Origin of the sequence: Streptomyces sp. NPDC046931, from assembly GCF_040644655.1 — a bacterium.
Classification (GTDB): Bacteria; Actinomycetota; Actinomycetes; order Streptomycetales; family Streptomycetaceae; genus Streptomyces.
The window spans coordinates 61,555-80,019 of the sequence record NZ_JBEYWX010000020.1 but is presented as its reverse complement, the minus strand read 5'-3'; the positions used below and the strand labels follow the sequence as shown (position 1 = coordinate 80,019).

Below are 18,465 nucleotides of genomic sequence, written 5' to 3'. Positions count from 1 at the left end.
GACGGGACGGCCGCGGCGTCGGCTCATCCCGCGCACAGCGCGGCGTGGAGGCCGGCGGGTGCCGCCGGTGCCGGGAGCGAGAGCCCGGCGGCCAACTCGCCGCGCACTCGGCGCATTCTCCTTCCGACGCCGATGGTTCTGCCCCGGCTCAGGATTCGGGCCGCTTGACGCTCTCCAGGAGCATGTCCAGCCACTCGGCGACCTTGTCGCGGTGCTGGTCGGTGGGCAGCTGGGCCGCCCGCCAGGCGATGCCGCGGACACCGTGGTCCTGAAGCAGCCGCTCCAGCGGGTCGTCGGCGGTGTCGGCCGCCGCGCGCTCGCGGTCGGCGAGCTGCTGGAGGAGCTCCTGCTCCGAGCGCTGGAGGGCGTTCGCGAGCGCCTCGGGGTCCTCGGCCGTGAGGAACCCGGCATGCACCCTGAAAAAGCGCTGAATGGCGTCGCAGTGCTCCATGGTGGGGCGCCGGTCGCCGTTGATGAGGGCACCCGCCTGCTGGCGCGACATGCCCGCGCCGTCGGCGATCTCCTGCTGTGTGTACTTGCGGCCGTTGGGCTTGACCCGGGTGCGGCGCAGCAGGTCGAGCCGTTGCAGGAAGCGCGCCTGAAGATCCGGCTCCCCGGCGGGCACTCCGCTCAGCAGGGCCTTCACCACCGGCTCCGGGACGCCGGAGGCGACCGACAGGCGCGCGACGCCGAAGACCTCCTCGTGCGGCACGCCCAGCCGGTCGGCGAGAGCGGTGACACGGGCCACGACGGCCGGCAGCAGACCCGTCGCCGTGGCGCCCGGAACCTCGAAGCCATCCGTCACCGACAGATCTCCTACGTCTCTTCTCACATCGTTCTCATGGTCGTCCGGAACCATCCGGAGATTAGCCGTTCTCTCGAACTCACATCCAGGTCTCGCCACAACTGTGGCGAGATTCGGCCGTCAACCGACGCCAAATGCCACGATAGTTGACACGGCTCGATCCGGGGCAGCAGGATCGGGGCGCCGCGTGAAGGCCGCAAGGGCAAGAGGGGTGACCTCCCGATGGCGTTTCAGGCAGGAGGGCAGCGGTCGCAGCCGCGGCCCGTCCCCGAGAGTCCGGAAGCAAGGGCGTATCTACAGGACTACGCCGCGCTGCTGGAAGCCGTCCCCTTCCCGTCCGTCGTCTTCGACCACCGCTGGGACGTCGTGCTCGCCAACACCGCGTTCGCGACGCTCTTTCGCGGGGTGGGGCCGCATCCGACGGCCATGCCCGATGACAACTTCCTGCGGTTTGTGCTCTTCCACCCGGACGCGGGCACGGTCCTCGGCGAGCACGAGTCGAGCTGGTGCCTGCCGATGCTGGCGCACTTCGCGGCGGCGGTGGAGCGGCACGGCCACGACCACGGGCTCCAGGCCATCCGCAGGGAGATCGCCCAGGACCCGATCATGGAGGCCGCCTACCGGCAGGGCCTGCCGCACTGGATCCGGGCGACCGGCCCGCACGCCATGGAGCACGACGGGGCCGTGCGGCCGCTGCTGCACCCCGACCCGCGCTGGAGTGGCGACTGCCGGGTGGTGGGGGAGACCCCCAAGACCCTTCAGTCCATGGGGTACTCGAAGCTGACACTGGTGCTGCGCGAGGCGCGCCGCCCGGCACCGGCCGGGCGCCGTCCGCGCCGCATCCGGCGCACGACGGGTCACCTCAGCGTGGTGCCCGCGCAGTCGGACTGAGCTTTTCTCACCGCCCCGGCTCCGTCGGTGTTCAGGTCACCGACGGCGCCGGGGCCCGCGGCAGTCGCCCCGATCAGCGGCCCAGGACGAGAACGAGCGGAATCCCGTCGCACGGGACCAGCCGCAGCTCGCGCCAGACCTCCGGTCGCGCCCGCTCCAGCACGGCGGCGAAGTCGGGTCCCTTGGTGAGCGATCCGGCCAGATGCGCGGGGTCGGCCGAGGCCGCAACCCGGCCCCGGGCGTTGACCAGATGCGCGGGCGTGGGCAGGGCGCGCAACAGGGGCAGCACGGCCGCCTCGAAGTGCCGCAGATAGACGTCGGCCGCGGCCACGCCCGCGAAGTGTCCCTCCAGGTGCACGGGCGCGGACAGGGTGAGGCTGTACTCGTCGGAGCAGAGGTAGTCCACGTAGGGGCCGGCCACCGCCCGCCGCCCGGTGTCACGCGGCAGCGCGAACCAGTCCCAGTGCGTGTAGTCGGAGTACGCCGAGTGTGCCGGATCCAGGTCGAGCAGCAGGGGCCGTATGTCGCCGCCGGAACCGGTCTGCCACCACTCCAGCCATGCCGGTACGTCGCTCAGCAGCCCGGGGGCCGCCACGAACCCGACCCCGGAGACCAACTCGTGCCGGGCCAGCCGGGCATGGAGCCCCGGGCGCAGCGCGGCCAGGTCCACGGTCGCGGGCCCCCGGCCGGCCACCCGTGCCAGCAGCGCCGCCGTGTCGGCGCGTGTCTGCGCGACGGCGTCGAACACCGTCTCCAACGCGGACCGGACCCGTGCCGCCACGCCCCCTTCGGGCGAGGCGATCAGTCCAGGGCTCGTGCTCATCGGCGCCCTCCCGCGCACACGGACCGAAAGCCGGCGCATCCTACAGGGCGAGGCGCAGCGCGATGAGCCGTGCCGTCGATTCCCGGACGCACGCCTCGGCCAGCTCCCTGGCCGAGTCGTGCGCCCCATTCTGCACCGCGGAGATCACGGAGCGATGACGGTCAGCCACCTCTTCGCGGTAGGCGTCGTCCCCGAGGACGAGGCACAGCAGTGCCCCGACCTCCGTCTGGAGCGCGACCTGCTCCCGGGTGAGCCGGGCGGACTGTGCGGCCGCCGCCAGCTCCACATGGAACCGCCCGTAGACCCGACTGCCCGCTGCCGCGTCCTCGGCCGCCGCGAACTCCTCCAGGGTGCGTCGCAGCGGCTGGAGGTCGTCCGGCTCGGTGCGCTGGGCGGCGAGCCGCGCCGCGGCGCCGGAGACGGCGGCCCAGTGATCGCCGAGGTCGCGCAGTTCCTCCGTGCTCCAGCCGGCCAGCCGCTGCCTGATCCGCTCCGTGGCCGGTTCCTCGGGCAGCGAGACGAAGCTGCCGCCGCCGCGTCCCCGCCGGGTGGTGACCAGACCCTGCTGGCGCAGCGCCATGAGCGCCTCCCGCAGGGTCACGGTGGACACGCCGAGCTGCCCGGCCAGCTCACTCTCGCCGGGCAGCTGCTCCCCGTCGGCGAGCAGCCCGAGTTCGATGGCGTCGCCGAGGCGCCGGACGACCGTCTCCACGCGCGCCCGGGTGTCCACCGGGGAGAAGACGGCTTTTCGCGCCCCGCCGCCCCTGTTGTGCTTCACGGCCACCACCTTGTGCGTTGACTCAACCTTTACCTTAAGGGGGTCTTGAGATTTGAACTATGAGTTCATATCTTTGCGTCCCACAGGCAAGAACGGAAGAGTGCACCAGAAAGGTTCCCGTCCATGGAGGGAAGCGCGATCCGGTTGCAGGGGCTGCGGAAGGAGTTCGCCGGAACCAACGCAGTGGCCGGGGTCGATCTGGAGATATCCGACGGGGAGTTCTTCTCGATGCTCGGCCCGTCCGGCTCCGGCAAGACCACCGTCCTGCGCATGATCGCGGGCTTCGAGAGCCCCACCTCCGGCACCATCGAGCTGGCGGGCCAGGACGTCACCGGCCTCGCGCCCTTCGAGCGCGACGTGCACACCGTCTTCCAGGACTACGCGCTCTTCCCGCACATGACCGTCGAGCAGAACGTCGCCTACGGCCTCAAGGTCCGCAAGGTGCCCAAGGCCGAGCGGATCGCCCGGGCCCGCGAGGCGCTCGCCGGTGTGCGCCTCGAAGCCTTCGGCAAGCGGCGGCCCGCACAGCTCTCCGGCGGCCAGCGGCAGCGGGTCGCACTCGCCCGCGCCCTCGTCGGCCGCCCCCGTCTGCTCCTCCTCGACGAGCCGCTCGGCGCCCTCGACCTCAAGCTGCGCGAGCAGATGCAGGTCGAACTCAAGGCGCTCCAGCGCGAGGTCGGGATCACCTTCGTGTTCGTCACCCACGACCAGGAGGAGGCCCTGACGATGAGCGACCGCATCGCCGTCTTCAACCAGGGCCGCATCGAACAGGTCGGCACCCCCGCCGAGATCTACGAGCGCCCCGCCACCGCGTTCGTCGCCTCCTTCGTCGGCACCTCGAACCTGCTCCAGGGCCCGGCGGCCGAACGGATCGTCGGCACCGCGGGCACGTACAGCATCAGGCCCGAGAAGATCCGGGTCCTGAAGGAGTCCGCCATCGCGGACGAGCCGGAGCACTCCACCGCCACCGGCACCGTCGCCGAAGTGGTCTACCTGGGAGACGCCACCCGCTTCCTCGTCGACCTCGACGCCGGTGGGCGCCTCACCGCGCTCCAGCAGAACCTCGAGACCTCCTCCGAGGACGTCGCCGCCTACCGCGGCACCCGGGTACGCCTCCAGTGGCACCGCCGCCACGCCGTCCAGGTCCCCGACACCCGCTGACCCCCCCACACCAGCCCCACCGTCACCCATGGAGAACGTCGTGCGTCTCACTCGTACCCTCCAAGCAGCGGCCGCCGTCGCGGTACTGCTCGCGGCCACCGCCTGTGGCTCGTCCGGCTCGGGCGGCTCCTCCTCGTCCACGGGCCTCAACCCGCCGGACCTGAAGGCGCAGTCGAAGCTCGGCAAGTCCGAGGGGCAGGTCAACCTCGTCGCCTGGGCGGGCTACGTCGAGGACGGCACCAACGACTCCAAGGTGAACTGGGTCGGCGACTTCGAGAAGCAGACCGGGTGCCAGGTTCACTCCAAGGTCGCGGCCAGCTCCGACGAGATGGTCAAGCTGATCAAGACCGGCGAGTACGACGCGGTCTCCGCCTCCGGCGACGCCTCCCTGCGCCTGATCGCCTCCGGCGACGCGGCACCGGTCAACACCGCCCTCGTGCCGAACTACAAGGACGTCTTCGGCGACCTGAAGCTCCAGGCGTGGAACTCCGCCAAGGGCAGGGCGTACGGCATCCCGCACGGCCGCGGCGCCAACCTGCTGATGTACAACACGGAGAAGGTCAAGCCCGCGCCGACGTCCTGGTCCGCCGTCTTCGACGACGCGCCGAAGTACAAGGGCCACGTCACCGCCTACGACTCCCCGATCTACATCGCCGACGCGGCGCTCTATCTGAAGGCCACCAAGCCCGAGCTGAAGATCAAGGACCCGTATGCGCTGGACCAGAAGCAGTTCGACGCGGCCGTCGCCCTGCTGAAGCAGCAGAACGGATCCGTCGGCGAGTACTGGGGCGACTACCTCAAGGAGGTGTCCGCCTTCAAGAGCGGCGACTCCGTGGTCGGCACCGCCTGGCAGGTCATCGCCAACCTCGCGCAGTCCGAGGGCGCCAAGGTCAAGGCCTTCGTGCCCAAGGAGGGCTCGACCGGCTGGTCCGACACCTGGATGCTCTCCGCCAAGGCCAAGCACCCCAACTGCGCCTACCAGTGGATGAACTGGATCATCTCGCCGAAGGTCAACGCCCAGGTCGCCGAGTACTTCGGTGAGGCCCCGTCCAACGCCAAGGCATGCGCCGAGACCAGCGACAAGAACTTCTGCACCACCTACCACGCGGCCGACACGGCCTACTGGAAGAACGTCGCCTTCTGGAACACCCCCATCGAGCAGTGCCTCGACGGCCGCACGGACGTCAAGTGCGTGCCGTACGCGAAGTGGGTCCAGGCATGGACCGAGATCAAGGGCTGAGGACACGACGATGACCGCCACCCTGCCGGCCGCCGGACGGACCCCCGTCCGGCGGCTCGCCGGGCTGCTGCACCGCCGCCGGCGGCTGCGGCTGTCCCTGCTGCTGACCGCGCCCCTGCTGTGGCTGGCCGTGCTCTACCTCGGCTCGCTCGGCGTGCTGTTCGTGTCCGCCTTCTGGACGACGAACTCCTTCACCTCCGAGGTGGTGAAGGTCTGGTCCACCGACAACTTCCACGCGCTGCTCACCACACCCGTCTTCCGCCAGGTGATCCTGCGCAGCGTCGGCGTGGCCCTCGCGGTCACCGTCCTGTGCGCGGTGATCGCCTTCCCGCTGGCCTTCTACACCGCGCGCGTCGCCCGGCCCCGGTGGCGCCCCCTGCTGGTGGTCGCGATCCTGACCCCGCTGTGGGCGAGTTACCTGGTCAAGGTGTACGCATGGCGGCTGATCCTGTCCCAGGGCGGCCTCGCCGACTGGATGCTGAGGCCGTTCGGGCTGGACGGACCCGGGTTCGGACTGCCGGCGGCCGTCATCACGCTCACCTACCTCTGGCTGCCGTACATGGTCCTGCCGATCCACACGGCGCTCCAGCAGCTGCCCACCGGTCTTCTGGACGCCTCCGCCGACCTTGGGGCGCGTCCCGGCCGCACCTTTCGCTCGGTCGTGCTGCCGATGGTGCTCCCGTCCGTGGCCGCCGGCTCGGTCTTCACCTTCTCGCTCAGCCTCGGCGACTACATCACCGTGCAGATCGTCGGCGGCAAGACCCAGCTGATCGGCAATCTCGTCTACTCCAACATCGAGCTCAACCTGCCCATGGCCGCCGCGCTGGGCACGGTTCCGGTGCTGGTCATCGTGCTGTATCTGCTGGCGATGCGCCGCACGGGCGCGCTCAGCAGCCTCTAGAAGTCCGCAGCCTCCAGCAGGGGTACCTCGTCATGCAACTGTCCCGCTCCACGCGCATCGCGCTGCGCATCGCCGCCGGGCTCGGCTTCGCGGTCATCTACGTCCCGCTCGCCCTCGTCCTGGTCAACTCCTTCAACCCGGACCGCAGCGCGAGCTGGCCGCCGCCCGGGTGGACCGCCCACTGGTGGTCGGCGGCCTGGGAGAACGAGGGGGCCCGCAGCGCTCTGTGGGTCTCGGTGAAGGCGGGTCTCGGCGCCACGGCCACCGCGCTGGTGCTCGGCACGCTGATCGCGTTCGCGGTGGCCCGGCACCGCTTCTTCGGCCGTGACGCCATCTCCTTCGTGGTCGTCCTGCCCATCGCACTGCCCGGCATCGTCACCGGCATCGCGCTCAACTCGGCGTTCAGCACGGTCCTGGAACCGCTCGGAGTCGGCCTCGGCCTGTTCACCGTGATCGTCGGACACGCCACCTTCTGTATCGTCGTCGTCTTCAACAACGTCGTCGCGCGACTGCGCCGTACCTCCGGCACCTACGAGGAGGCGGCCATGGACCTGGGCGCCGACACCTTCCGCGCTTTCGTGGACGTCACCTTCCCGCTGGTGCGCTCGGCGCTGTTCGCGGGCGCCCTGCTCGCGTTCGCGCTCTCCTTCGACGAGATCGTGGTGACGACGTTCACCGCCGGTCCGGGCATCGAGACCCTTCCGATCTGGATCTTCGACAACATGACCCGTCCTCAGCAGGCCCCGGTGGTGAATGTGGTGGCGGCGGTGCTCGTGGTGCTGTCGGTGGTCCCGATCTACGTCGCCCAGCGGCTTTCCGCGGACACGGCCACGGAGAGCAGGATCTAGGGAGCCGGGGCCGCCTTCCCCGGGCGGCACACCGCCGCCCGGACCCGACGGAGCGCTGGGCCCCCGGCAGGGGATCGCAAGAGCCGATCGCCCGGGTTTCGGGTCCAGGCCCGGGGGGATACCAGAAATAGGAATTATCGTTCCTTATCGGGCATATTTCATGGGGATGTGGCCAGCAGTGACAACACCCCTCGCAGGGAGGACACCATGGTCATCCTGGGGATCATTCTGCTTGTCATCGGTTTCGTGGCGAAGATCGCCATCCTCTGGACGATCGGCATCATCCTGGTCGTCATAGGAGCCATCCTGTTCCTCCTCGGCTCCCTCGGACACGCCGTCTTCGGGCGACGGCACTACTGGTGAGCGGCCGCGCACGGGTTTGACCCGCCCGATTCCGTCAACGGGCACTGTATGGCCCAGTCGAAACGAGAGACAGAACGCAAGTACGCGGCCCCTGCGGCCGACGACATCTCCTGGCCGCCCGACCTGACCGACGTGGAGACGGTCGCGTCGATGGCCGACCGGGGGATCCAGGACCTGGACGCCGTCTACTACGACACCGCGGACCTGCGGCTGGCCCGCAGCTCGGCGACCCTGCGGCGCAGGGCGGGCGGTACGGACGCCGGCTGGCACCTCAAGCTGCCCCTGGCCGGTGACGACCGCGAGGAGATCCAGGCCCCGCTGTCCGAGGAGATCCCGGATGCGCTGCGCGACCTCGTCCTCTCCAGGACCCGCGGCGCACCACTGCGGCCGGTGGTGCGCCTGCGCACGACTCGTTCCGTCCACGATCTCGTCGACCGCCAGGGCGGCACCCTCGCCGAGCTGAGCCTGGACACGGTCCGTGCCGACTCGCTGCTCGACGGCGGCGGTCACGCCGTGTGGACCGAGATGGAGGTCGAACTCGCCGAGCGAGGCGGCCCCGCACTGCTCGACCGTATCGAGAAGGTACTGGCGGAGCAGGGCGTCGACCGCGCGGAGGCCCCGTCCAAGGCGGCCCGCGCTCTGGCCGAGACGGCACCGGCCGTAGGCGGGGCCCAGGACCCTCCCCCGGAGGTCGTCCCCGGTTCCGCCGGCGAGCATGTGTACGCCTACCTCCGCGCACAGGCGCGGGCACTGGTGGAGCTGGATCCGGCCGTGCGCCGCGGCACTCCCGACGCCGTGCACCGGATGCGCGTCACCTGCCGTCGGCTGCGCGGCACTCTGCGGTCCTACCGCTCCGTGCTGGACCGCGAGGCCACCGACCCCGTACGCGGCGAACTGAAGTGGCTGGCCTCGGAGCTGGGAGCGGAGCGCGACCACGAAGTGCTCGCCGACCGTCTGCGCAGGGCCTTCCTGGAACTGCCCGGCGAACTGCTCCTCGGCCCCGTCACCGCACGGCTCACGGCGTGGGACGCGGCGCAGCGGGCCGCGGCTCGCCGACGCACGCTCGATGCCCTGGCCTCGCCCCGCTACACGGCTCTTCTGGAGCGGCTGCACGCGCTGACCACCCGTCCGCCGCTGCGCGCCAAGGCCGCCAGGCCGCCGGAGAAGGTGATGGCCAAGGCGCTGGCGAAGGAGTACGACCGGCTCCGGCGGCGCATGGCCCCCGCGCTGGAGCTGCCGCCGGGTCCGGAACGCGACGCGGCGATCCACGACGCCCGCAAGGCGGCCAAACGGCTGCGGTACGGCGCCCAGGCGGCCCGCCCGGCCCTGGGCAAGCCCGCCCGCCGTCTCGGCAAGCGCGTCAAGGCGGTGCAGAAGGTGAGTGGTGACCACCACGATGCCGTAGTCGCCCGTGACGCGCTGCGGCGCCTGGCCGTCGCGGCGCACACGGCGGGCGAGTCCGCCTTCACCTGGGGCCTGCTGCACGGGCAGGAGAGGGCCGCGGCGAGCGCGCGGGAGGAGCAGCTGCCGGGAGCCTGGCAGCGGGCCGCGCGGGCCCGGCCGGGCAAGGCCCGCCCGTGACCGCGGCACCGGAGGCCGGGCGCCCGAGGTGATCGTGTCCGCTTCGGAGGGCGGGAGCCGGGTAGGCCTCGGCGCGGGTCACATCTGTCGTACCGGCGACTTTCACATGGGGGCCATCGCACCCTTTCCTGACGTTTGGTGTGCCTGGAACACTCGCTTCGCGCAGGTTCCCTCACCAACGGGCGTCACATGCCCCGCTCAGGACAAGAGGTCACCCCGTCATGCCTCAAGTGAATCGGCGCCGCTTCCTCCAACTCGCGGGCGGCACCGCGGCGTTCGCCGCGCTCTCCAGCAGCATCGAGCGTGCCGCGGCCCTTCCCGCGCACCACCGCTCCGGGACGATCGAGGACGTCGAGCACATCGTCGTCCTGATGCAGGAGAACCGTTCTTTCGACCACTACTTCGGCACGCTGAGAGGCGTCCGCGGCTTCGGCGACCCGCGCCCGGTCACCCTTCGGAACGGCAAGCCGGTCTGGCACCAGTCGGACGGCACCAAGGACGTCCTGCCCTTCCACCCCGATGCCGACGACCTGGGCCTCGCGTTCATCCAGGACCTCCCGCACGGCTGGAACGACGGACACGCCGCCTTCAACGGCGGTAAGTACGACAAGTGGGTGCCCGCCAAGTCCGCCACCACGATGGCCTATCTGACCCGCGAGGACATCCCCTTCCACTACGCGCTAGCAGACTCCTTCACCATCTGCGACGCGTACCACTGCTCGTTCATCGGCTCCACCGACCCGAACCGCTATTACATGTGGACGGGCTACACCGGCAACGACGGCAAGGGCGGCGGCCCGGTCCTCGGCAACGACGAGGCCGGCTACAGCTGGACGACCTACCCCGAGCGCCTGGAGTCCGCCGGAATCTCCTGGAAGATCTACCAGGACGTCGGCGACGGCCTCGACGCGAACGGCTCCTGGGGCTGGATCCAGGACGCCTTCCGCGGCAACTACGGCGACAACTCGCTGCTCTACTTCAAGCAGTACCAGAACGCCAAGCCCGGCGACGCCCTCTACGACAAGGCCCGCACCGGCACCGACGCCCGCAAGGGCGAGGGCTTCTTCGACGGGCTCAAGGCCGACGTGACGTCCGGCAAGTTGCCGCGGGTCTCCTGGATCGTCGCCCCCGAGGCGTTCACCGAGCACCCCAACTGGCCCGCCAACTACGGCGCCTGGTACGTCTCCCAGGTCCTCGACGCGCTCACCTCCGACCCGCAGGTGTGGGCCAAGACGGCCCTGTTCATCACGTACGACGAGAACGACGGCTTCTTCGACCACCTGATACCGCCGTTCCCGCCGGCCTCCGCCGCACAGGGCAAGTCCACGGTCGACGCCGGCCCCGACGTCTTCAAGGGCGACGGCAGCCGCCCGGCCGGCCCCTACGGGCTCGGGCAGCGCGTGCCGATGCTCGTCGTCTCCCCGTGGAGCAAGGGCGGGTACGTCTGCTCCGAGACCCTCGACCACACCTCGATCATCCGGTTCATCGAGCGCCGCTTCGGCGTCCACGAGCCGAACATCTCCCCCTGGCGACGCACGGTCTGCGGTGACCTGACCTCCGCGTTCGACTTCTCCCGCAAGGACGCCGAGCCGGTGTCCCTGCCGGCCACGGACGGCTACCGGCCGCCGGACCGCGACCGGCACCCCGACTATGTGCCGACCCCGCCCGCGAACCCCGTACTGCCGAAGCAGGAGAGCGGCCTGCGGCCCACCCGCCCGCTCAGGTACGCGCCCGCCGTGGACGGTTCCGCGGACACCGCGGCCGGGAAGTTCACCCTGGCCTTCGCCTCCGGCCCGCACACCGGCGCCGCCTTCCTCGTCACGTCCGGCAACCGCACGGACGGTCCGTGGACCTACACCACCGAGGCCGGCAAGACCGTCTCGGACACCTGGAACTCGGCCTACTCGGGCGGCTCCTACGACCTGACCGTGCACGGCCCGAACGGCTTCCTGCGCGTCTTCAAGGGGCCGAACAGGACGGCCGGCCCCGAGGTCACCGCACGGCACACCGGAGAGGACGTCGAGCTGACCTTCACCAACAAGGGCTCCGGCACGGTCCGGCTCAAGGTCGTCTGCGGGTACGGCGGTCATGCGCAGGCGGTCACGGTACGCGCGGGAGCCACCGTGCGGCGTGCCTTCGCCCTCGGGGCGAGCAGGCGCTGGTACGACCTCACCGTCACGTCCGAGGCCGATCCCGCCTTCCTGCGCCGCTTCTGCGGACACGTCGAGAACGGGCGGCCGGGCGTGAGTGACCCGGCGATCCACGCCGGGTGACCCGGACCCGGGACCGCCGCTGCCGCCGCGTGCGGCGCGGCGGTGGTCCCGGGGTAGTGTGCCCCGGTGACCACGCAATCGAACACACCTTCAGGCTGGTACCCGGATCCGAACGGCGCGGCGGGAACCCTGCGGTACTGGGACGGCGCCCAGTGGACCGAGCACACCCACGCGGACCAGCAGGCCGCGCCCCCCGACCCCCGTGTCCTGCGTCAGGTGCGGCAGCAGGCCGGGGTCGCCCCGAGCGGAGCCGGCGGCGGCTCGCTGTTCAGCGAACCGGTCCTGGTCGTGAACCAGAAGGCCAAGCTGATCGAGCTGACGAACGAGTACAGCGTCTACGACCAGAACGGCAACCAGCTCGGTTCGGTCACCGAGGTCGGGCAGAGCGCCTTGAAGAAGGTCCTGCGCTTCGTCTCCAGCCTCGACCAGTTCATGACGCACAAGCTGGAGATCCGTGACGCTCACGGGCAGCCGCAGCTCGTGCTGGTCCGCCCCGCGAAGATCTTCAAGTCGCGGGTGGTGATCGAGCGTCCGGACGGGCAGCGCGTGGGCGAGATCGTCCAGCAGAACATGTTCGGGAAGATCAACTTCGCGATGAACGCGGACGGCCGGCAGGTCGGCGCGATCAAGGCGGAGAACTGGCGCGCCTGGAACTTCTCGATCGTCGACCACGCGGAGAACGAGGTCGCCCGGATCACCAAGACGTGGGAGGGTCTGGCGAAGACGATGTTCACCACGGCGGACAACTACGTGCTGCAGATCCACTACCAGCTGCCCGAGCCGCTGCTGAGCCTGGTCGTCGCGACGGCGCTGACCGTGGACACCGCGCTCAAGCAGGACGCCCGGGGCTGGGGCTGAGCCCGGGAACCGGCGAAAAGAGGGTGTCCCACATCGGGTTGTGACGACCGAGTCGGACACCCTCTTGACCGCACTGTAGGTGTACATCGACGGCCACTTGAAGACCTCGCCGTGGCGTGGTCGGCCACCCAGGCTGACCGTGGCCTAGCCGCTCGGTTCAGCCCGCATAGACGCCGTCTTCGCCCGCATCACGGGACCACTCGAAGAAGCTGGTGTTGCCCAGCTCCATGTTGACCACAAAGCTCTCCAGGTGGGCGGTCGTGATCCTGAACGAGGCAGCAGGATCGCCCGGCGGGTTGTCGACGGCCAGCAGCGGGAAGTCGCCCGCGGTAAGGGCCCGTTCGTCCGCGACCAGAAGAACCGGGTGGTAGGGCCAGTCGTCCTCGTCACGGTCCACCAGACTGCGCAGCTGCTCCCCGCTCAGCCCCTCATACGCACGCTTGTCGACGGCCGTTACATCGATGGGGTCGCCCCCCTCGCCCCCCTTGCCGATGAACCCGAGCAATCCCTGCCACGCGCCGGGTTCGGTGAAGCAGGTACGGACGAGCACGATCCCGCCGCTCCCGGCACGAATCTGCGGAGCGTCGGCCTCCGGGCTGTAGGCGGAGCGGGTCGGGCCGGTGTACTCGGCGGCGGGAAGTCCGGGGTATCCGCTGCCCTTGTGGACCTCCTCAGGGCCGGCGGCGGCCTTCCAGACCTGCACCAGGTACGTTTCGGGCGCGGGGTTGGTCTTGCTCGGTCGGGGACGGCGCGGAAGCGCCGCGTCCTTCACCTCTGCCCGGCCTCGCGCATGGACGCGGAGCCGGTAGGTCCCGGGGCCGTCGAAGGCCAGGTTGGTCGTGAGCGCCTTGTCGTAGCTGCCGATGAAGGCCTGCCCGCGGGCGAAGTCGGCCGAGACATCGAGTACGTCGTCCCAATCCGCCGCGTCCAGAGCGGGAGGCTCCGGGCAGATCTGGACCGTCACGTGGCACCAGCCGCGTTCGAAGCCGGTCAGGATGGTGCCGAAGTCCTGGTGGAAGCCGACGATGCCGTTGGTGATGTCGGAGTGCTCGGGGAAGGCCATGATCCCCTCACACTGGGGGTCGATCTGCAGATCGTGGTCTTCCACGTAGAGGTCTGCGGTCTCAGTCGTCACGCCTGCTTCAACTCCGTCTCGTTGTACCCGGATACGAGGCACGGGTGCCGCCCCGGAGAGGGGCGGCACCCAGGCTACTGACGCGGTGTGACAGTCCTACTTGATTTGTACGTAGTAGGCGTCGTTGCTCAGAACGCGCTGGCTCTTGTAGAAGCCGCCGAGGCGTGCGCCGGCGGTGCGGTTGTCGCTCGCGGAGATGACCCGGATGCTGCCGCGGCGCGGGTTGCCGCCCTCCTTCGTCGCGGCGAAGGGGTACTCGTCGCAGTCCTTGCCGCTCGGCGCGTGGGTGCGCCCGCACATGGCCCGACGGTGCTTGTCGATGGTCCTCTCGTCGGTGATGCGGTGCAGCGGCGAGGAGGCACCCGGGTGCCCCGTGATCGCCCGCTGCGCGTCGAGGATGTGCTGTGCGGACTCGTTCACCTTCGAGTCGGACCGGGACAGGCCGAAGACGGGCGCGTAGCCGGGGAAGACGCAGCCCGGGTTCTTCACCCGCCTGGTGTTGTCCCGCGACCAGAAGGTGTCGTCGCAGCGGAACTTGGCGGACTTGTAGCCGCCGGTCCCGATGGTGTAGCCGGGCTTGGTGAAGGTGAACCGGTAGGAGGCCGGGTTGCTGAGCTGCTTGTGCTTCTTCACACTGGCCGAGTAGCTGACCGTGCCCTTGTGAGCCGGTCCCAGCCTGGATCCCTGCGGGAACTTCACGCTGGTCTTCACGCCCTTGCCGGCGCCGACCGCGACGCTGACGCTGATCCCGGAGGCATTGACGAGCCTGGCCTTGCCGACGGTGAAGCTCTCACCCCATTTCAGCTTGTTCGTCTTGAGCGTCATGGAGTGCTTGACCTCGAAGGTGGCGTTGCCGACCGGCCTGCCGTTGCGCAGCACGTCCACGCGGGCGCTGACGTCCAGACACATGCTGGTGCGGGTGATGGTGATGTAGCCGATCCTGCAGCTGACCCCGGCCGCGTTGACGTGAACGGTCTTCACGGCGTTCACCTTCATCCCGCTGAGCGAGTTCACCGCGGGAGCCGGCTGAGCGGTCGCGGGGTGAGCGGCCGTCAGTCCACCGACGAGCAAGGCGGCGCCAGTGACACCGAGCAGTCCGGTTTTCATCCGCGTGCGCAGATTCATTCCGTTCTTCCTTCGCCTAGATGGTGCGGAGCAGGAACGGGTGCGGCACCGCGGTGACCAGCGGGTGCCGAACCCCGTCCTCACGGGGGAAGTGAGGACTAGCCGTTGGTGAGAGACGCCGCGAAGTAACGATTCGTCTTGACGGCAACAGCCGCCGCACCTTGCTCTTTGACGACCTTCTTCGCGCCGAACGCCTTCACCTGGGGCTTGGCCGTCCAGGTGACCGAACCGCGGGTGACGGCACCCTTGGAGGCGGCACGGGCCGGACCGGCAGTGATCGCGACAGCCGCGTTCACGTTCTTCAACTCGGCCGTCGTGACGGCCTTCTTCGACTTGCCCTCGCCCTGGGTGGCGCCCTTGACCGTGATGGTCTCGGTGGTCACCGGGATGTTGAAGATCCGCTCCGACACGGAGAAGCGCACCGTCAGCGTCCCGGCATCGTCCTTGGCGATACGGGTGGTGACGTCGGTGACGAACGCGATGTCCTTGTCGTACGGGGCGACGGTGTGCAGCGGCATGCCGAAGCTGCCTTTGACCTGGTTCCGAAGCGCCTCGTAGACGTCCCGGTTCTCCAGGTGGCGCAAGAACTTCCGCTGCTGCCTCGGCGTCAGTCCGGCGAACTTCACGGCCGTATCACGGCCACCCTTCGCCCAGTTCCTCTTCAGGTACGCCTGGTAGGAGCCGACGGTGAGGTGAGCGGGCTTCTGCGCCGTGGCCCGCACGCTCACCACGGTGTCGGTCCGGGCGGGCTGCGCCTGGGCGGCGGCCGGGGCCAGGACGGCGACACCGGCAGCGGTCGCGACAGTGGCGGCCATGCGACCCATGGTGCGGTTGCTCACAGTGTTCCCCTCGTTGCTTCCCTGTGGCTGTCAAGGAGCCTAGGAACTCGAACACTTGAGGGAAATTGTCTCTTGGGGCAACGCACGAACAGACCCCTCACCTTCGGGCAACGCCCTTCGGGAATGGTCAAGTTGGCACGAGTTAAGGGCATGAGTGACCGGTTACGGCCCGGGTAGGTTGGGGTTCGGTCGCTGCCGCAACCAGGCCACGGGGGTCTGCTGGAAACGCTGCGACCAGGAAGGGCCGACATGACCAAACGGTCCGACGCGGGAGACACGGCCTGCCCCTATCGGCGCACCGGGCACAGTCCCGAGCCCCGCGTATGGCTGCTGGAGAGCCTGACCGCAAGAGAAAGAGAGGTGTTCCTGCTGCTGGGGACGGGACAGGGCAACCGTGAGCTCGCCCGGGAACTGGGCATCGCAGAACGCACGGTGAAAGCGCACATCGCAAACATCGTGGCAAAGCTGGGACAGCAGACGCGGACACAGGCCGCGATCGTCTCCGCCCTGGCCCACGGATCACTGTGCACCGACCCGATGTGCTCGCGGCGCCTCGGCCAGATCCCAAGTCAGCGGCGCACGCCGTCTGTCGCGTGAGGCGGTGAACAGCCACCTCTTCTGAGACGGCGCCCCGCCGGCACACCGGTTCCGGGCCGGTGCCACCATGATCGCACCACCGGCCCGGAGCCGGCCCTGCCGCCCACCGGCCCGGCCTGCTCGGCCTGGCGGACGGGAGAAGCCCGGATCAAGACGGTGAGACAGCTGATCGAATCGGTCAACGACACCCTCGAAGGCCGGCTCGACCGCAACAGCACGGCGTCCGCACCATCGAAGGCGTCGGTACTCGTCTAACGCACCGAGCCCAGGGAAGGCCCGTAGGGGACCGGTGCCGTGTGGTCCGGGTCCCCGCGGGGTGTGTACGGCACGGCATCCCCCGCCGCCGGGGCGGGGGATGACCGCGACAGTGTCACCACGCCCCAGGACGCCAGAGCCACGCCCGCCACGGTCAGCAGCAGCCCGGCCGCGCCGCCCTGGAGGTGTTCGCCGAGGAGACAGAGGCCGATCACCGCGGCCGCCACCGGGTTGGCAAGGGTCACCACCGCGAGCGGCGCGCCGAGGCCGTCCCGGTAGGCCGTCTGGGACAGCAGCAGACCGCCCGTCGCGAACGCCGCCACCAGCAGCGCCGCCACGACGACCTGCGCACCGAGCACCGGCTCCGACCGGTCCGTCGCCGCCACCGTAACGGTCTGGGTCAGCGCCGAGGCGACACCCGACGCGAAGCCGGAGGCGGTCGCATACCGCAGGCCGGGGCGGGCCGCCCCGGTCGGGTGCAGCCGGGAGTGGGGGAGGGCCAGTGCACCGATCAGAGCGGCGGTCGCACCCGCCACGGCCAGTGCCTGCGGAAGGCTCAGTACGTCGTCGGGCTCGGGTCCGGACGCCGTCACCAGCAGTGCGGCCAGACCGATCAGGGTCAGGGCCGTGCCCCGCCACTCCTGTGCGCCGACCCGGCGTCCCGCCGCCCGTGCTCCGAGCGGCACAGCGGCGACCAGGGTGAGCGCGCCGAGCGGCTGGACCAGGGTCAGCGGGCCGAACTTGAGGGCCGCGACATGCAGCAGGGCGGCGCAGGCGTTGAGCATCACCGACCACCACCAGGCGCCGTGGGTGAACAGCCGCAGTGCGCCCACGCCCGGGGCGCGGGTGGCAAGCCGCTCCTGGGCCACGGCTGCGGCCGCGTAGGCCACGGCGGAGAACAGGGAGAGGACGACGGCGAGGAGCGCGGCGCTCATCGGCCCGCCCCCACCAGACCGGGGCCCTCGGCCGCCGAGGGCCCGACGGCCGGCGTGTCCCTCGAGGAGGCCGGGAGCCGGGGGGACGGCGTGTCGTTCCGGGGCGTCGAGCGCTCGGCGGCCGTCGCGGGTTCGGCCGGCCTCGGCGCGGGCACGGTGCGCGGTGCCGCCGTGGACACCTCGTCCGAGGCCGGCGCCGGTGTGCGGACCACCGCCAGCGCGAGTCCGAGCAGCACGCTCGCCACGATCGCGTCGAGCCAGTAGTGGTTCGCCGTGCCGACGATCACGACGAGCGTCAGCAGCGGATGCAGCAGCCACAGCCACCGCAGGCGGGACCGGGTGGCCGCGATCAGGCCGATCGCGACCATCAGGGCCCAGCCGAAGTGCAGCGACGGCATGGCGGCGAACTGGTTCGCCATCGAGTCGGTCTCGGGCTCGGCCCCGTACACGGTGGGGCCGTAGACCTGCCCGGTGTCCATCAGGTGAGCCACGTCCAGCATCCGCGGCGGGGCCAGTGGGAACGTCAGGTGGAGTGCCAGCGCGGCGCCGGTGACCAGGGCGAGGACCCGCCGGGCCCATACGTAGTGGGCGGGGCGCCGTATGTACAGCCAGACCAGGAAGGCGGCGGTGGCCGTGAAGTGGACGGCCACGTAGTAGAGGTTCGCGGCGCGGACGGGGGTGTCGCCGTGCAGCAGCGCGGACTGCACCGCCCCCTCGCCCGGCAGATGCAGGGTGCGCTCCCAGTGCCACACGCGGTGCGCGTCGGCGTAGGCCTCGGCGGTGTGGCCGTTCGCCAGCCGCCGGCCGAACTTGTAGACGAGGAAGAGCCCGGCTACCAGCAGGAGCTCACGGAGGAGGGGCGGCCGGCGTATCGCGGCTGCCCCTTCTGTTTCAGGCTCGGTTCGGGAATCCATCCCCCGGCCCCTTCGCTGACTTCTCTTGCGTCCGGTGGTGCGTGGTGAGCCCAGGAAAGGGTCCACTCGACAGACGAGTGGATCCTGTCCAAGGCTCATCGATACGTCAGTGTACCGATACGTTTGCGTACCGGTACACTCGC

At 70.2% G+C, this 18,465-nt stretch carries 18 protein-coding genes; 10 read left to right on the top strand and 8 right to left on the bottom strand.

Features of this window, described 5'->3' with window-relative positions:
* Positions 1-148: 148 nt before the first annotated feature.
* Positions 149-805 carry a helix-turn-helix transcriptional regulator gene (locus ABZ876_RS28745; protein ID WP_361787289.1) on the bottom strand — a complete coding sequence of 219 codons (657 nt, stop codon included), beginning with the start codon at positions 803-805 and terminating at the stop codon, positions 149-151.
* Positions 806-1,027: 222 nt separating this feature from the next.
* On the opposite strand from ABZ876_RS28745, the gene ABZ876_RS28740 reads away from it, so the two are divergent.
* Positions 1,028-1,696, top strand: coding sequence for a hypothetical protein (locus ABZ876_RS28740; RefSeq protein WP_361787286.1), 669 nt, complete (start codon positions 1,028-1,030; stop codon positions 1,694-1,696).
* A gap of 73 nt (positions 1,697-1,769) precedes the next feature.
* On the opposite strand, the gene ABZ876_RS28735 is transcribed toward ABZ876_RS28740, so the two are convergent.
* A complete protein-coding gene (locus tag ABZ876_RS28735) occupies positions 1,770-2,519 on the bottom strand; it encodes a cache domain-containing protein (protein ID WP_361787283.1) in 750 nt (249 codons plus the stop codon).
* A 40-nt stretch (positions 2,520-2,559) separates the two neighbouring features.
* A complete protein-coding gene (locus ABZ876_RS28730; protein WP_361787280.1) occupies positions 2,560-3,306 on the bottom strand; it encodes a GntR family transcriptional regulator in 747 nt (248 codons plus the stop codon).
* A gap of 114 nt (positions 3,307-3,420) precedes the next feature.
* Here ABZ876_RS28730 and ABZ876_RS28725 point away from each other — a divergent pair, with 114 nt between their 5' ends.
* The 8 genes from ABZ876_RS28725 (at position 3,421) to ABZ876_RS28690 (ending at position 12,522) form a co-directional block, all read left to right on the top strand.
* A complete protein-coding gene (locus ABZ876_RS28725; protein ID WP_361787277.1) occupies positions 3,421-4,458 on the top strand; it encodes an ABC transporter ATP-binding protein in 1,038 nt (345 codons plus the stop codon).
* Positions 4,459-4,498: 40 nt separating this feature from the next.
* Entirely contained in the window at positions 4,499-5,698 is a 1,200-nt protein-coding gene (locus tag ABZ876_RS28720) for an ABC transporter substrate-binding protein (protein ID WP_361787274.1), read from the top strand.
* 10 nt (positions 5,699-5,708) lie between these two features.
* Complete coding sequence (locus ABZ876_RS28715; protein ID WP_361787271.1) at positions 5,709-6,599, top strand: ABC transporter permease; 891 nt, start codon at positions 5,709-5,711, stop codon at positions 6,597-6,599.
* A 32-nt stretch (positions 6,600-6,631) separates the two neighbouring features.
* Positions 6,632-7,447, top strand: a complete 816-nt coding sequence (locus ABZ876_RS28710; protein ID WP_361787268.1) for an ABC transporter permease — start codon at positions 6,632-6,634, stop codon at positions 7,445-7,447.
* A gap of 207 nt (positions 7,448-7,654) precedes the next feature.
* Positions 7,655-7,810 (top strand): DUF6131 family protein, encoded by a 156-nt coding sequence (locus ABZ876_RS28705; RefSeq protein ID WP_361787439.1) that lies wholly within the window; start codon positions 7,655-7,657, stop codon positions 7,808-7,810.
* A gap of 48 nt (positions 7,811-7,858) precedes the next feature.
* Positions 7,859-9,391: a CYTH and CHAD domain-containing protein gene (locus ABZ876_RS28700; protein ID WP_361787265.1), complete on the top strand. Its 1,533-nt coding sequence runs from the start codon at positions 7,859-7,861 to the stop codon at positions 9,389-9,391.
* 221 nt (positions 9,392-9,612) lie between these two features.
* Positions 9,613-11,664: a phosphocholine-specific phospholipase C gene (locus ABZ876_RS28695; protein WP_361787262.1), complete on the top strand. Its 2,052-nt coding sequence runs from the start codon at positions 9,613-9,615 to the stop codon at positions 11,662-11,664.
* A 66-nt stretch (positions 11,665-11,730) separates the two neighbouring features.
* Complete coding sequence (locus ABZ876_RS28690; RefSeq protein ID WP_361787259.1) at positions 11,731-12,522, top strand: phospholipid scramblase-related protein; 792 nt, start codon at positions 11,731-11,733, stop codon at positions 12,520-12,522.
* Between the two features lie 157 nt (positions 12,523-12,679).
* Here the strand turns inward: ABZ876_RS28690 and ABZ876_RS28685 are convergent, their stop codons facing one another.
* The 3 genes from ABZ876_RS28685 to ABZ876_RS28675 all read right to left on the bottom strand — a co-directional run bounded on the left by ABZ876_RS28685 (position 12,680) and on the right by ABZ876_RS28675 (position 15,597).
* Positions 12,680-13,657 carry a hypothetical protein gene (locus ABZ876_RS28685; RefSeq protein ID WP_361787256.1) on the bottom strand — a complete coding sequence of 326 codons (978 nt, stop codon included), beginning with the start codon at positions 13,655-13,657 and terminating at the stop codon, positions 12,680-12,682.
* A 96-nt stretch (positions 13,658-13,753) separates the two neighbouring features.
* Positions 13,754-14,782 (bottom strand): NucA/NucB deoxyribonuclease domain-containing protein, encoded by a 1,029-nt coding sequence (locus ABZ876_RS28680; protein ID WP_361787253.1) that lies wholly within the window; start codon positions 14,780-14,782, stop codon positions 13,754-13,756.
* 98 nt (positions 14,783-14,880) lie between these two features.
* Complete coding sequence (locus ABZ876_RS28675) at positions 14,881-15,597, bottom strand: hypothetical protein (protein ID WP_361787250.1); 717 nt, start codon at positions 15,595-15,597, stop codon at positions 14,881-14,883.
* Positions 15,598-15,870: 273 nt separating this feature from the next.
* On the opposite strand from ABZ876_RS28675, the gene ABZ876_RS28670 reads away from it, so the two are divergent.
* Positions 15,871-16,218: a LuxR C-terminal-related transcriptional regulator gene (locus tag ABZ876_RS28670; RefSeq protein WP_361787247.1), complete on the top strand. Its 348-nt coding sequence runs from the start codon at positions 15,871-15,873 to the stop codon at positions 16,216-16,218.
* A gap of 251 nt (positions 16,219-16,469) precedes the next feature.
* Here the strand turns inward: ABZ876_RS28670 and ABZ876_RS28665 are convergent, their stop codons facing one another.
* Positions 16,470-17,408: a DMT family transporter gene (locus tag ABZ876_RS28665; RefSeq protein ID WP_361787244.1), complete on the bottom strand. Its 939-nt coding sequence runs from the start codon at positions 17,406-17,408 to the stop codon at positions 16,470-16,472.
* Complete coding sequence (locus tag ABZ876_RS28660) at positions 17,405-18,322, bottom strand: phosphatase PAP2 family protein (protein ID WP_361787241.1); 918 nt, start codon at positions 18,320-18,322, stop codon at positions 17,405-17,407. Before ABZ876_RS28660 ends, ABZ876_RS28665 begins: the two co-directional genes overlap by 4 nt.
* Positions 18,323-18,465 lie beyond the last annotated feature (143 nt).